Source organism: Aminobacter sp. J44, assembly GCF_007829415.1.
In the GTDB taxonomy this organism is placed as follows: Bacteria; Pseudomonadota; Alphaproteobacteria; order Rhizobiales; family Rhizobiaceae; genus Aerobium.
Genome location: NZ_VLJG01000021.1, coordinates 1 through 12,500 on the forward strand (window position 1 = coordinate 1; position 12,500 = coordinate 12,500).

Here is a 12,500-nt window from a genome sequence, read left to right on the forward strand (position 1 = left end):
CCGTGGCATCCAGGCCGGAACGCGGCGGCCATCTGCGGCGAGGGAATGAAGGTGATGGGTAAGGCAGCAGCGCCCGAGGCACGATACGCCATGTGGGGACGCACGCGACCCGTGAAGAACCTGCCACACTACGCCGTGGCGAGGGCTCTTCACTGTCCGGCAACGAAAAACCCCGCCACGGCGTGACGGGGTTTTTCAGGTTCAACGCTTCGGGCAGCTCGGTGCGCGCGGGTTGCGGCGCCGGAGGCGCCGCGTGGTCCCCGCACCGGCGGAGGGCGTCTCCGCCGGTGGCCCGGCAAAAAATCAGCCGCGCAGGAACTCGAGGCTGAGCTTGTTGAAGGTCTCCGGGTCTTCCCACTGCGGCCAGTGGCCGACGCCTTCCATCTCGACATAGCGCGCGTTCGGCATCAGCTTCGAGACGACCTGGGCGGTGCGCAGGTACTCGTCGGCGTCGGCGAGCGAGCCGACCACGAGGGCCTCTGCGCTGATCGCGCGCCAGTCCTCGTCCTTGAGAAGGTTGCGCTCGCGGATGTCCGGATCCTGCAGGGCGAGGATGTTGAGCATTCCCTGCTTCATCTCCGGCATGCGGTAGATCGCCTGGCGGTGCGCGACGAGATCGTCGATGCGGCTCTTTTCCTCGGCGAGCAGCTTGTTGAAGATCGCCTTGATGTTCTCCCAGGACGGATCGTCGACCGCCTTGGTGCGCTGGGAGATGATGCGGCCGCGGTTCTCGGCGCTCGAGAAGTAGCCCGAGGCCGACAGCAGGACGAGCTTCAGCACGCGCTCGGGATGGTTGCGCGCGATCGCCGCCGAAATCCAGGCGCCGAGGGAGCAGCCCATGAAGTTCGCCTTTTCGATGCCCATGACATCACAGAAGGCGAGCACATGGCCCATATACTCCTTGATCTCGAGCGGATGGTTCGGCTTGTCGGTGAAGCCGCAGCCGATCATGTCGAGCGCGAAGATGTCGAAGTCGGCGCTGTGCGCCTTGAAGTTCGACGAGAACGCTTCCCAGTGGCCGGCGGTGCCGTGCAGCATCACCAGCGCCGGCTTGCCGCGGGTGCCCGAGCGGGCATAGCGCGTGTTGAGGCCGTTGACGCTGACGAAGCCCTGCTCGAACGTGGTGTCGCGCAGGCCAGTCCAGATCGAACGGTAGTCGTGGGTCTGTTCGCTCATTGAAGCCGGTCCCTTTTCTCAGTTGTCCTGCGGCACGCAGATGCCGCCGCCGACGACGCCCATGCCGGTGATCCAGGTCGGGACCGGCTCSYMGCCGACGACCTTGATGTCGCGGCCCCAGGCGGCGGCGGCCGCAACCCAGCTGCGCAGCTCATGCGCGCCGTTGCCGGCGGCAGCCTCGATCTCGGCGTCGGTGCACTTGTGCAGCGGCTCGAGATTGTTGGTGGTGAGCATGTTCAGGAACCACTGGTCCCATTCCTCGGAGATCTTGCCGGTGCGGCCTTCCTTGCGGCGCTCCTTGGAGACGCGCTCCTTCTCGGCGTTGAACTCGCGCGAGCGCTCGCGGCCGTTGATGATGTAGTCGCGGGTCTCTTCCGGGGTTGCCTCGTCGTCGGCCGACATCTTCGGCAGGAAGTGCGACAGGCCGCCCGAGCCCATGACGATGACGTTGATGTCAGCCGGGAAGGCGCGGATCGCATCGCCGACGGCACGGCCGAAATCGGCCACGCGGCGGTAGCTCGGGCGCGGGCCGCCCTGGCAGTTGATCATGATCGGCACGACCGGGATGTCGAGCTCCGGGTTCACCGCGGCGTAAGGCTGGGTGTGGCCGTGGTCGAGGCACATGTTGAGCGAGACGGCCGGATCAAAGCCGTTGTCCATCAGGTTGCCGAGGATGTGGCGGCCGAGCTCCTGCTGGACCGGCATCTGGCCCTTCGGGCTGTCGTAGTCGCCATAGCCCTCGAGCTTCTCGATGCCGATGCAGAACTGCGGCATCTGGTCATAGAAGAAGTTGCGGTAGTGGTCGGGCCCGAACAGGACGATGGCGTCCACCTTCTGGCCGTTGAACTTGCGCAGGCGCTCGATCGCCGCGACGAACTCCTGGCCCGGACCCACCAGATCGCGGGACAGGTCCCAGGACGGAGAGTGGGACATTGCAGCGAGGCCGACGAGATTGGCCATGACAGATCCTCCAGTGTGTTGGGGTGGATAAGATGTGAAGCGGTTTGCGCGGCTATTCCTCGAACGCCTTCTCGCGCGACTTGCGAAGACCCGGCAGGGCCATCACCAGCAGCAGCAGGACCGCGGCGCCCAGCAGCGTTGCCGAGATCGGACGGTGGATGAACACCGAGTAGTCGCCGCCTGAGACGGTGAGCGCACGGCGCAGGTTGTCTTCCATCATCGGGCCGAGGATGAAGCCGAGGATCATCGGCGCCGGCTCGCAGCCGCAGCGCATCAGCAGGTATCCGAGCAGGGTGAAGCCCGCGAGCAGGAACACCTGGAACGCGCTGCCGCCTTCCGAATAGACGCCGATCAGGCAGAACATCATGATCGCCGGGAAGAGCATGCGGTAGGAGATCGTGAGCAGGCGCACCCACAGGCCCACCAGCGGCAGGTTGAGCACGACGAGCAGAAGGTTGCCGATCCACATCGAGGCGATCAGGCCCCAGAACAGGTCAGGACGCTCGGAGATGACGGCCGTGCCCGGCGCAATGCCGTGGATCATCATCGCGCCCATCAGGAGCGCCATGATCGGGTTCGACGGCAGGCCGAGGGTGAGGAGCGGAATGAAGCTAGTCTGCGCGCCGGCATTGTTGGCGGCCTCAGGCGCGGCGACGCCCGCAGGCGCACCGTTGCCGAAGGCCTGCGGCGTCTTCGACAGCTTCTTTTCAAGCGTGTAGCTCGCAAACGACGCCAGCACCGCGCCGCCGCCCGGCAGGATGCCGAGCACCGAGCCGATCAGCGTGCCGCGCACGGCGGCAGGCGCCGCGTCTCGGGCCTCTTCCCTCGTCGGGTAGAGGTCTCGCATGCGCATCTTCGGGTTTTCGCCGCGCTCTTCCGGATGCTCGAGGTTGCGCACCACCTCGACGAGGCCGAACAGGCCGATCGAGATGGCAAGGAAGCTCACGCCCTCGTAGAGGTCGGGAATTTTGAAGGTGAAGCGCTGTGCGCCCGAATTGAGGTCGAGGCCGCAAAGGCCGAACAGGAAGCCGATCAGCATCACGGTGATCGCCTTGAAGATCGAGCCCTGTGCGAGAACGATCGACATGGTAAGGCCCAGCACCATCAGCGAGAAATAGTCGGCCGAGTGGAACTGCATGGCAACGTCGGCGAGCGACGAGCCGAAGGCGGCGATCAGCAGCGTGGCGACCGTGCCGGCAAAGAACGAGGCGAGCGCGGCGATCGACAGGGCTGCGCCGCCGCGGCCCTTGCGGGCCATTTCGTAGCCGTCGAGCGCGGTGACGATCGAGCCTGCCTCGCCCGGCATGCGCACGAGGATCGCGGCGGTCGAGCCGCCATACTGCGCGCCGTAATAGATGCCGGCGAGCATGATCAGGCCCGACAGCGGGTCGATGCCGAAGGTCAACGGCAGGAGCATCGCCACGGTCGGGACGACGCCGATGCCCGGCAGCACGCCGACCAGCGTGCCGAGCAGGCAGCCGACGAAGGCGTAGCCGATGTTCTGGATGGTTGCGGCGCCCGAGAAGCCGAGCACGAGGTTGTCGATCAGCAGATCCATGTTCAGAACCACCACAGATCAAACGGCAGGCCGAGGCCGACGATGAACACAAGCGCGAGCGCCGCCGGCAGGACGACGATCATGCCGATGACGTAGAGGAGCGAGGCGCCCGGCATTGCAAACAGCGCAATGAGGATCGCGGCGGCGCTGGCGACGATGAAGCCGGCCCAGTCGACGAGGTAGGCGAAGGCGGCGCAGGCGGCGAGAACGAGGATGATCGGGCGCAGCGCGATGGTACCCACCTTCGGGCTCTTCAGCCACAGCGCCCGCAGGCAGGTGAAGACGCCCATGGCGCCGATGATCCAGGCGAGCGCGCGCGGCATGTAGCCGGGGCCCATCTCTGCGGATGTCCCGGCATCGAGGTCGGCGCCGAACCAGAGGGCCACCGCCGCGATTGCCATGAAAATGACGCCTGCGAGCATATCTTGTGACATGCGGATACTGAGCACAGTTTCCTCCTGCACACGTTGAGGTCAGGCGGGGGGCCGGGCCCGTCACGCACGGCGTCTGACGACGAAAGTGGCACTCCCCCTCCAGGGTGGGGGACGCTCTAACGCGCCGTCTGATCATTATCAATATTAAAAAATGGCCGTACCGAAATTCGACAACAGGTTATCCAAAGCTGCCGCAGCGGCAGAAAATTGCCGAAAGACGGGCACCTTTTCCAAGGGAGAAAGCGGAATCAGGGGGTTAGGTGCCTAGGGGGTTAAGGGAGTAGGTGATTACGTGATTTTGGCCGCCGCGCCCCCCTGCGGCATTAAGACGTTAAGCGATTTAGGGGCGGGGAGGGGCAGCGGGTGCCGAAAAGGGGGCGCCGCGAGGGTCCCCCGCCGGCAAGCGGAATCCCTACTTGCCTATTCACCTACTCCCCTACTCCCCTACCCGCTTACCCCCACTTGACACTACGTCACCCGTGCATAGTCTCGGTGCTGCGGTTGAGATGAAGTTGCGATGCGCCGTGTGCGCTCCGGCTATCCGTCAGCAGACCTTCGTTCCGAAGCCGTATTCCCGTTCATCCGTCATCGGGAGATGACATGCATTGCTTCGACGAAGCAGATCGGCCGGATCTGCCCGCATCTCGTTTCCATTTCGTCTTCGCGCGCGCCGGGCGGGGGAGTGCCGCTTTTTCAGGCAACAAACGAAGTGTCGCGCACGTCGCCGGAGGGCGCGCATGAGCTCGCCCGCGCCTGCCCCGTCCAGCCATGCCCGGTTCTATGCGCTGCGGCTCAAGCCCGGCGAGGACATCGTGCTCGAACTGCGCAAATTCGTGCGCATGCACGAACTACAGGCCGTTTCGATCGTCACCTGTGTCGGCAGCCTGACCGAAGCGCAGCTACGCTACGCCAATGTCAGCGAATGGGCGAAGGTTACCGGTCATTTCGAGATCGTCTCGCTGGTCGGCACCATTGATGCGGAGGGGGAGCATCTGCACATTTCGCTCTCGGACGGGACCGGGCGCATGATCGGCGCGCATTTCGGCCCGGGCTCGGCGGTCTACACGACGGCGGAGATCGTTCTCGCCGAGCTGACCGATCTCATTTTCACGCGTGAGCCCTGCCAGCTTTCGGGCTGGGACGAGCTCACGATCCGCAGGAGGACATGAGGCCGGCCCGCGTCCGGCTCATGAAACAGGAGGGGGAAACATCATGGCAAGCAGCACGACCAGGCTTTTTGAAACGCGCGTTCTTTCGCTGATCGCGGTGGCGATCGTCATCAACATCGTCGGCAACCAGATCAACGATCTTGTCCGGCTGCCGATCTTCCTCGACTCGATCGGCACGGTGCTTGTCGGCGTGCTGGCGGGCCCGCTCGCCGGCGGCGTGACGGGGCTGCTCACCAACCTGATCCTCGGGCTGATCGTGTCGCCGGTGGCGGCCGCATTCGCCCCGGTCGCCATCGTCATCGGCGTGGTCGCCGGCCTGATGGCCCGCGCCGGCTGGTTCCGCACCTGGTGGCAGGCGGCGGTTACCGGCGTCGTGATCGCCGCGGCGCTGACGCTGGTTGCCGTGCCGATCCGCATCTACATGTTCGGCGGCGTGACCGGCTCAGGCGCCGACTTCATTGTCGGCTACCTGTCGAGCGTCGGCCAGACGCTGTTCAGCTCGGTCGCGCTCACCGTGTTTGGGACGAACGTCGCCGACAAGGTGATTACCGCGCTCATCGTCTGGGCGCTGGTGCGGCAGCTGCCTGAACGGCTCACCTCGGGCTACGGGCACCTGCAGCACAGCCGGGCGTAGATGAGGTCCTGGTCGATCCACCGGCCCGGCACGAGCGCGCTGCACCGCGCCAATCCGCTGACGAAGCTCGCCGCATTGCTTCTGCTTGCGGCGCTGCTTTTCGTGCTGCCGTGGCCGGGTGCGTGGGCCGGCAGCCTGCTTCTGCTGGCGGCGGCCTTCGGCTTGCGCATCGGGGGCGTGGTGCTGCGGCGCTACCTCGTGCTCGCGACACCGTTCCTCATCGCCGTCTTCATCTTCCACGGCCTGATCGTCGACCGGCCGGACCGCATGCCGCTCGCGGCCTTCCTGTCGTACAGCCAGGAGGGCCTGACCTATGCCGCGGTGCTGGGCGGCCGCATCTCGCTGATGCTGGCGGGGTCGCTCCTGTTCGTTGCCACGACGCATCCGGCGGCGCTGCTGCGCTCACTCGACGTCGCCGGCATGCCGCCGGGGCTTTCCTTCCTGCTGGCGAGCCCGCTGCTGCTGATCGACGAGTTCACCAAGCGTGCCGGCGCGATCCGCGACGCGCAGCAGGCGCGCGGCATGCGCGTCGACACGTTATCCGACCGGCTGCGTGCGCTCAGGCTGCTCGCCGTGCCGCTGGTCACGCTCGCACTGGCCGATGCGCAGGAACGGTCCGGCGTGCTCAACGGGCGCGCGTTCCGTGCCTTTCCGCGCCGCGCGGTGTTGTCGCCGCCGCCAGATACGGCGCTTGAGCGGCGCCTGCGCCACGTGCTGGTTGCCGTATCGGTGCTTCTCGTGGGTTGCGCGCTTTGGCTGGGATAGCCGTCTCTCACCTCACCTTCGCCTTTGGCGACAAGCCGGTGCTCGACAATGTCAGCCTCGAGATACGGGCAGGTGCGCGCCTTGCAATTCTCGGCGGTAATGGCAGCGGCAAGACGACGCTCGCGCATTTCCTCGCCGGCTGGCTGCCGGACGGGCGGCCGCATCAGGGCACGGTGACCTGCGACGGCAGGCCGTGGACCGAATGGAGCCTTGCCGAGCGCGCCTGCGCGGTGCAGCTGGTCGGGCAGGTGCCGGTCCGGCATCTTTCCGGGCGCGCCTTCACCGTGCGCGAGGAAGTCGCCTTCGGCCCCGAAAACCTCAACCTGCCAATCTCGGAAATCCAGGCCCGCACCGAAAGGGCGCTGGCGCAATGCCGGCTCGAACAGCTGGCCGAACGCGATCCGTTCACGCTCTCCGGCGGCGAGCAGCAGCGGCTGGTCATCGCCGCCGCGCTCGCGCTCGAGCCGCGCTTCCTCGTCCTCGACGAGCCGCTGACGAACCTCGATCCCGAAGCGCGCGAGCATGTGCTGGCGCTGCTTCTGTCGCTGCCGAGGGACCGGGCCGTGGTGCTGTTGGAAACGAGCCCGGATGCCGCGCTTGCATTTGCCGAAGACTTCATGCTCCTCGACGGCGGCCGGATCGCCGCTCATGGCAGCGCGCGCGACGTTCTGCTGCATGGCTGTGCCGTCCGCACGCTCGGCCTGCCCTCGATCCCCCGAGCCTGCCGGGAACTTGGCCTGTTTGGCGAACTTGCCGACAGCGAGCTGCCGCTGTCGCTCGACGAGGCAAAAGAGCTCATCAAGGGAGCGGCGGATGCTCGTCGTTGAAGAAATTTCCTTTGCCTATCCCGGCTCGCCGCCCCTGTTCGACCACCTTTCGCTCAAGGCCGGCGCAGGCGAAATCATCGCCGTGGTTGGCCGAAACGGCGCGGGCAAGAGCACCTTCCTGCGGCTCCTCAACGGCTTGCTGCGCCCGGACCGCGGCGCGATCTTCGCGGCCGGCACGCCGACGGCAAAGCTGAAGATCAACGAGATCGCCGCGCTGGTGGGTACGCTGTTCCAGACGCCGGAGCAGCAGCTTTTCGCCGGCACCGCGCAGGAAGAAGTGCGCTTCGGGCCGCTCCAGTTCGGGCTGGACAAGGACGTAGCGGAACGCCGCGTCGAAGCCGCGCTGCGTCGCTGCGGGCTTGAGGGGAGCGGCTCGGTGCATCCGCTCGACCTCGGCTATGCCGAGCGCCGCTTCGTCGCGCTTGCCTCGGTGCTGGTCAACCAGCCGCGGATCCTGCTGCTCGACGAGCCGCAGCGCGGCCTCGACCGGATCTGGCTCGGTCGGCTCGAAACGATCATCCGCGAGGAGCGGGAGGCTGGCCGGGCGATCATCCTCGTCTGTCACGATATGGACTTCGTGCTGCGCAATGCGTCGGCTGTCCTTGCCCTCGGCGCCGGCCACCCGCGCCTCATGGAGACCGGCGCCTTCTTCCGCGACAGAGATCTTGTCGCGCAAGCGAGCGTCACCATGCCCGCGCGATTGCAGCTGGAGGCGTTGCTGGCGGACCGTCCCTGACCGCGCTCTTCGCCGCCCTCCCCTACCCCGGCAGCTTCGGCAATTGCGCAAACGGATCGACGCACCGCGCTCCCAGGGGTGCGAAGTGGCGAAGGTTGCGGGTGAGGACCACAAGATCGTGCGCGCGGGCGGTGGCGGCAATTGCGATATCCTCGAAGCCCGGCTGGTGCGCGCGGGCATGGTCGATGATCGCGCCGGCCTCTGCCGCGCATTTCAGGTCGAACGGCAGGATGCGCTCGCCATAAATGTACTCGATCGCCGACCACCAGTCGGCGAGCCGCGCGGCCTTCGTCGTTGCACCCTCGCGCTCGGCCTTGGCGATCCCGGCGCGCACTTCCGCCGCCGTGATGACCGAGAGATAGAGCCACGGACTCGCCCGGTCGAGCCACTCGACCAACTCCGGCGCCCCCTCGCGCTTTGACGGCGCAAGCGCAGAAATCACATTCGTATCAACAAGATACATCTTTTCACCTGGCCGTCAGGAGGAGTTGGTTGGTGGGTGGTAGGGCGACGTGTTTTCAGGGGGTGATCGTACTGCAAGAGCCGTCCGGAGCCCCCTCTCTCGACCAATTCGGCCAATGCCTCGGGTCTCTCTAGACCTCAACGGTTCGCCTCAAATGGCGTGGCACGGCTTCCTCGCGCCGGTCCGGGCATCGCGAAAGCGGATGAGAAACGCGCGGGCTTTCGTGGCAATTTTTGGCGACCGATGGACAGCGAAGCCTGGAGCCGAAAGCATGAGCCGAGGTCAGCCTCGCCCGCCTAAAACTCGCTTTCCCGCGTGCCGCGTCCGCGATCCGGCAACTCGTCGCCCTCGCCGGGGAAGGCGGCAAGCAGCCGGCCGAGGCTCGGCAGCTGCGACAGCTTCTGATACTCCTCGAACGAAAGCACCACGGCCTCCTTGCGGCCATGGCGGGTGATGATCGCCGGATTGCCGCGCACCGCCTGGTCGACGACGGCCGAGAACGTCGCCTTGGCTTCCTTGAGCTGGATCTCGCGCATGGCGCGCCTCCTTGTGACTACTGTGGTCATATATAGCGCACGTGGTGCGCGCTCACAAGCCGATGCATCAGCGGCCTGAATCGGTCGCGCCCGACTGATTCATCCTTTGCGTTGGACGAGGCGCGCTTCGCCGCGCAACCTTGCGCGCATGACCATCCCCTCCCCTCTCCTCCTCTACCGTGAGGACGCCGCGCGCAACATGGCGCGGTTCTATCACCTGTCGATCGAGCCGACGCTGTTCGGCGAGGTCGCGCTCGTCCGCGCCTGGGGCCGGATCGGCACGCGCGGGCGCCAGATGCTCGAATTTCACGACGGCGAAGCCGAAGCCCGCCGCGCCTTCGAAAAATGGGCGCGCCGCAAGCGCCAAAGGGGCTATTCGATGCATTTTCGACAAGAGGAAGAAGAACACGGTTAATGAGTTGATATTCTTTCCATTTTTCTCCCGATCGTGGCCATTTTCTCGGCAAAACACGCGCTCTCTCGTCGAGCAAATTTTTGCGTGCCGTATCGCTGGACGTTCTGCTCGACGACAGACGCGGTTTTTGAGGGGCAGTTTTGGACCTTAAACTGTCTTGATGAGGTGAAGTCTGCGCGCCCCCGCCACCGTTTTGTCCGAGCGAAACGTTCAGGCATGGACCCTCGGGTCAAGCCCGAGGGTGACGAAGGGGGAGACGTGAGTGTCAACCTTGATGCGTCAGCACGCTCTGCTGACCAGGGTGATGTCCGCGCGGATGGAGCCTCATCGAGGATCCTCCCCTGCGAAGCGGGGGAGGTGTCGCCGAAGGCGACGGAGGGGGCGTCGTAAAGCGCGGGCGCCGACGTTCGACCCCAACCGTCCTAAGCCGCCCGGTCCTCTGAGCCGTTCTTGCGGTGCCTTTGACAGGCCTCATCCGCCCCCTTCGGCGACCACTGGCAACGGTCCGCCCTGCCGTACCTGGCGCTGATTTTTCCATCTTCGTCATCCTCGGGCCTGACCCGAGGATCCATGCCGGAACATCTCCGCGCTCACCAGCGATGGAGGCAAGCTCCTGTCACCTCGCTCCCAGTCAGGGCAGCCGCGTTGAGATCCGGCCAGTTCAGACGGCTTGTTGCACGCCCCCTCCACCACCTTCGGTGGTCCCCCTCCCCCGCGCTGCGGGGGAGGATCCGAGGGAGCGGACTGCAGGGATGGTCGAGGGCGTGGAGAAGCCTCGGCAATAGCCTGGCGCTGTCGCCTCGCAATGCCGGCTACAACACCACGCCGCGCGTCCTCATTCCCCTCCCACGCCTTCGAGCGCCGCGAGCATCGGCTTGACCGAGAACTTGCCCTGTTCGGCGCGTTCGGTGAGCGCCCGCAGATAGCCGCCTGGCGAGCGGATGTGCTCGGCGCGTTCGAGGATCGCCGCGACGGTTGCGGCGGCGGCGGGCGCGCCCATGGCCTCGCACGCCCTGCGCCACGCGTCCGGCGAAATACCCAGCATCGAGCGCACCAGCCCCGCCGTCGTGATCACGTCGCGCCAGCCGGAAATGCCGTCCTTTGCGTAGGTCGCCAGCGTCGGGCAGACGCCGAGCAGATAGGCCAGCGGCACCGGCTCGCCCTTGGTTTCAGGTGCGACGCGGGTTTCGGGCGCTGCAGCGCGGGCCGATGCGGAACCTGCCCTCAATGGCCAGCTGCTTGCGTCTCCTGCGCCAGGGCGCGGGGAAATTCCGTTGCCCGGACGGCTGCCTTCCGCTGCGCTCATCTGTCTCTCGAGCGCAGCACCGGAAACGGAAGACGCGGCCGACCGGGCGGAAACGTCGAGAATGTTTCGTGGACCCGAGGCACTTCGCGGCAATGACGACGATGCAGCATCTGCACCCAATCGCGACACGTCCCTGAAAGCACCGGTGCCGCCGCCAGCAGCCGCCGTAGTGCCAGTCGGCACCCCGGCTCCGCTGGATTCACCCGCAGGTCGAGTATCCATGTGGGTCGCTGGGTAAGCGCCCTCGGAAGGGGGATAGCCGCTGCCTCTCTCGGTCTCCGCACCATCGTTCGCGGCGGCGTCCATCCCGCGGCGGGCATCGGTTTCGGCGCCAATGTCGTGGGTCATCCCCTCGGCGCGGCCCGACGCAGACCCCGCGCCCCCGCCAGCTTCGCGATCTGCCTCGCTTCCACCACTGGTTGTACCATCCCGGCCCGCATTCCTTTCCGCCGTTCCAGCGGTTTTCCCGCCTGCTGTGCGCTTCAGCTCTGTTTCGGAGCCTTTTTCAAAAGGATGGTCTGTGTTTGAATTCTGATAGTGCCGCTCGAAACCGGCGTCACTGCCGCTCATTTCTTCATCATCGAGTGCGTCGAGCCATGCCTTTTCGACGCGGGCGCGAAGTGCAACGAGGTCGTCGCGGCGACGTTCCAGCACCGAACGCTCGGCCTGGCGCGACAGGCGACGGGCAAGCGGCTGCAGCTCGATGAGAAAGCCGTGCCAGTCGCCGGTACGCTTTTCGGCGAGCCCCGCCTCGATCAGCTTGCCGGTGTCGCGCAGATGGATGGAAATTTCGACGCGCAGTTTTTGCAGCGCCCGCTGCTCCTCGCGTACGGCGTCCGCCGCCGCATAGATCTCGCTGGCGGCGAGCGCCAGCGGCGAGAGATCAAAGCCATAGGCGTCCTCGATCTGGCCGCGATCGTCGCGGCGGCAATAGCGCTTGCCGTTGGGGCTGTCGCGGCGCAGGACCAGCCCGGCCTCGACCAGCGCGGCGATGTGCCGGCGCAAGGTGGCGTCCGCCATGCCGCGGCTGCGCAGCGAAAGCTCCGCATTCGACGGGAACACGACGATCGGCTGCGAGCCATCGAGCTCGCGCGGCGTGTGGAAGCTCAAGAGCGCGTCGAGCACCACCAGGGTGCGGTCGGACAGGCCGAAGGCCGCGCGTGCTTCGGAAAGCGCGCGCATCAGCTGCCACTTGTCGGCGCGGCCGGTGTCATTGCCGCCTTGCTTGAGGGCATTGCGCTTGCGTTCGACGTCTTCTCGCCGCCGAAAATCGGCCGCAGAAACCCGCCCGCCGCCGAATGGCGTCGTTGCAAAATGCTCCGTCATCTGAATTCACCTCATTCCGAGGCACAGAAATCCGTGGCCGGAACGCACCGACGCCTTGACAGCGAGTCGCGGAAGTGATTCTTTCAGATCGCTACATCGAAAAGGGGCTTCCGGGATGGTGACGTTCTGGGGGCCTTTTTTCTTGCCTGTTTCTCCGTTCGTAGTTTCGTCCTAACGCGGTTCACACTGCCGGGA

General features: G+C 66.0%; 14 protein-coding genes. 7 read left to right on the forward strand and 7 right to left on the reverse strand.

Annotation, left to right across the window (positions count from 1 at the left end; all coding sequences use genetic code 11):
- The coding region (locus tag L610_RS20345; RefSeq protein ID WP_210246007.1) for a hypothetical protein at positions 1-186 on the forward strand (186 nt) is incomplete at its 5' end.
- Between the two features lie 117 nt (positions 187-303).
- On the opposite strand, the gene L610_RS09800 is transcribed toward L610_RS20345, so the two are convergent.
- Genes L610_RS09800 through L610_RS09815 form a run of 4 tightly spaced genes read right to left on the reverse strand, consistent with a single transcriptional unit; the run spans position 304 to position 4,143 of the window.
- Positions 304-1,176, reverse strand: coding sequence for an alpha/beta fold hydrolase (locus L610_RS09800; protein ID WP_144704595.1), 873 nt, complete (start codon positions 1,174-1,176; stop codon positions 304-306).
- Positions 1,177-1,194: 18 nt separating this feature from the next.
- Complete coding sequence (locus tag L610_RS09805) at positions 1,195-2,136, reverse strand: hypothetical protein (RefSeq protein WP_144704598.1); 942 nt, start codon at positions 2,134-2,136, stop codon at positions 1,195-1,197.
- Between the two features lie 52 nt (positions 2,137-2,188).
- The gene (locus tag L610_RS09810) at positions 2,189-3,694 is read right to left on the reverse strand and encodes a tripartite tricarboxylate transporter permease (protein ID WP_144704601.1); all 1,506 of its coding nucleotides are present in this window, start codon (positions 3,692-3,694) and stop codon (positions 2,189-2,191) included.
- A 2-nt stretch (positions 3,695-3,696) separates the two neighbouring features.
- Positions 3,697-4,143, reverse strand: coding sequence for a tripartite tricarboxylate transporter TctB family protein (locus L610_RS09815; protein ID WP_144704604.1), 447 nt, complete (start codon positions 4,141-4,143; stop codon positions 3,697-3,699).
- 722 nt (positions 4,144-4,865) lie between these two features.
- Here L610_RS09815 and L610_RS09820 point away from each other — a divergent pair.
- The 5 genes from L610_RS09820 to L610_RS09840 are packed head-to-tail and all read left to right on the forward strand — an operon-like array spanning position 4,866 to position 8,259.
- Positions 4,866-5,297 (forward strand): PPC domain-containing DNA-binding protein, encoded by a 432-nt coding sequence (locus L610_RS09820; RefSeq protein WP_144704607.1) that lies wholly within the window; start codon positions 4,866-4,868, stop codon positions 5,295-5,297.
- Positions 5,298-5,340: 43 nt separating this feature from the next.
- On the forward strand, positions 5,341-5,931 hold the full coding sequence (locus tag L610_RS09825) for an ECF transporter S component (RefSeq protein ID WP_144704610.1): 591 nt from the start codon (positions 5,341-5,343) through the stop codon (positions 5,929-5,931).
- The gene (locus L610_RS09830) at positions 5,932-6,696 is read left to right on the forward strand and encodes an energy-coupling factor transporter transmembrane protein EcfT (protein ID WP_144704614.1); all 765 of its coding nucleotides are present in this window, start codon (positions 5,932-5,934) and stop codon (positions 6,694-6,696) included.
- A complete protein-coding gene (locus L610_RS09835) occupies positions 6,684-7,523 on the forward strand; it encodes an energy-coupling factor ABC transporter ATP-binding protein (protein ID WP_186441414.1) in 840 nt (279 codons plus the stop codon). Before L610_RS09830 ends, L610_RS09835 begins: the two co-directional genes overlap by 13 nt.
- Positions 7,510-8,259: an energy-coupling factor ABC transporter ATP-binding protein gene (locus L610_RS09840; protein ID WP_186441416.1), complete on the forward strand. Its 750-nt coding sequence runs from the start codon at positions 7,510-7,512 to the stop codon at positions 8,257-8,259. Before L610_RS09835 ends, L610_RS09840 begins: the two co-directional genes overlap by 14 nt.
- A gap of 22 nt (positions 8,260-8,281) precedes the next feature.
- Here the strand turns inward: L610_RS09840 and L610_RS09845 are convergent, their stop codons facing one another.
- Together L610_RS09845 and L610_RS09850 are read right to left on the reverse strand one after the other, a co-directional pair.
- Positions 8,282-8,722, reverse strand: coding sequence for a type II toxin-antitoxin system VapC family toxin (locus L610_RS09845; RefSeq protein ID WP_024848359.1), 441 nt, complete (start codon positions 8,720-8,722; stop codon positions 8,282-8,284).
- Between the two features lie 296 nt (positions 8,723-9,018).
- Entirely contained in the window at positions 9,019-9,258 is a 240-nt protein-coding gene (locus L610_RS09850; RefSeq protein ID WP_024848360.1) for a type II toxin-antitoxin system Phd/YefM family antitoxin, read from the reverse strand.
- Positions 9,259-9,406: 148 nt separating this feature from the next.
- On the opposite strand from L610_RS09850, the gene L610_RS09855 reads away from it, so the two are divergent.
- Complete coding sequence (locus L610_RS09855; RefSeq protein WP_024848361.1) at positions 9,407-9,673, forward strand: WGR domain-containing protein; 267 nt, start codon at positions 9,407-9,409, stop codon at positions 9,671-9,673.
- Positions 9,674-10,508: 835 nt separating this feature from the next.
- On the opposite strand, the gene repC is transcribed toward L610_RS09855, so the two are convergent.
- Positions 10,509-12,305, reverse strand: a complete 1,797-nt coding sequence (gene repC / locus L610_RS09860; protein ID WP_144704623.1) for a plasmid replication protein RepC — start codon at positions 12,303-12,305, stop codon at positions 10,509-10,511.
- Positions 12,306-12,500 lie beyond the last annotated feature (195 nt).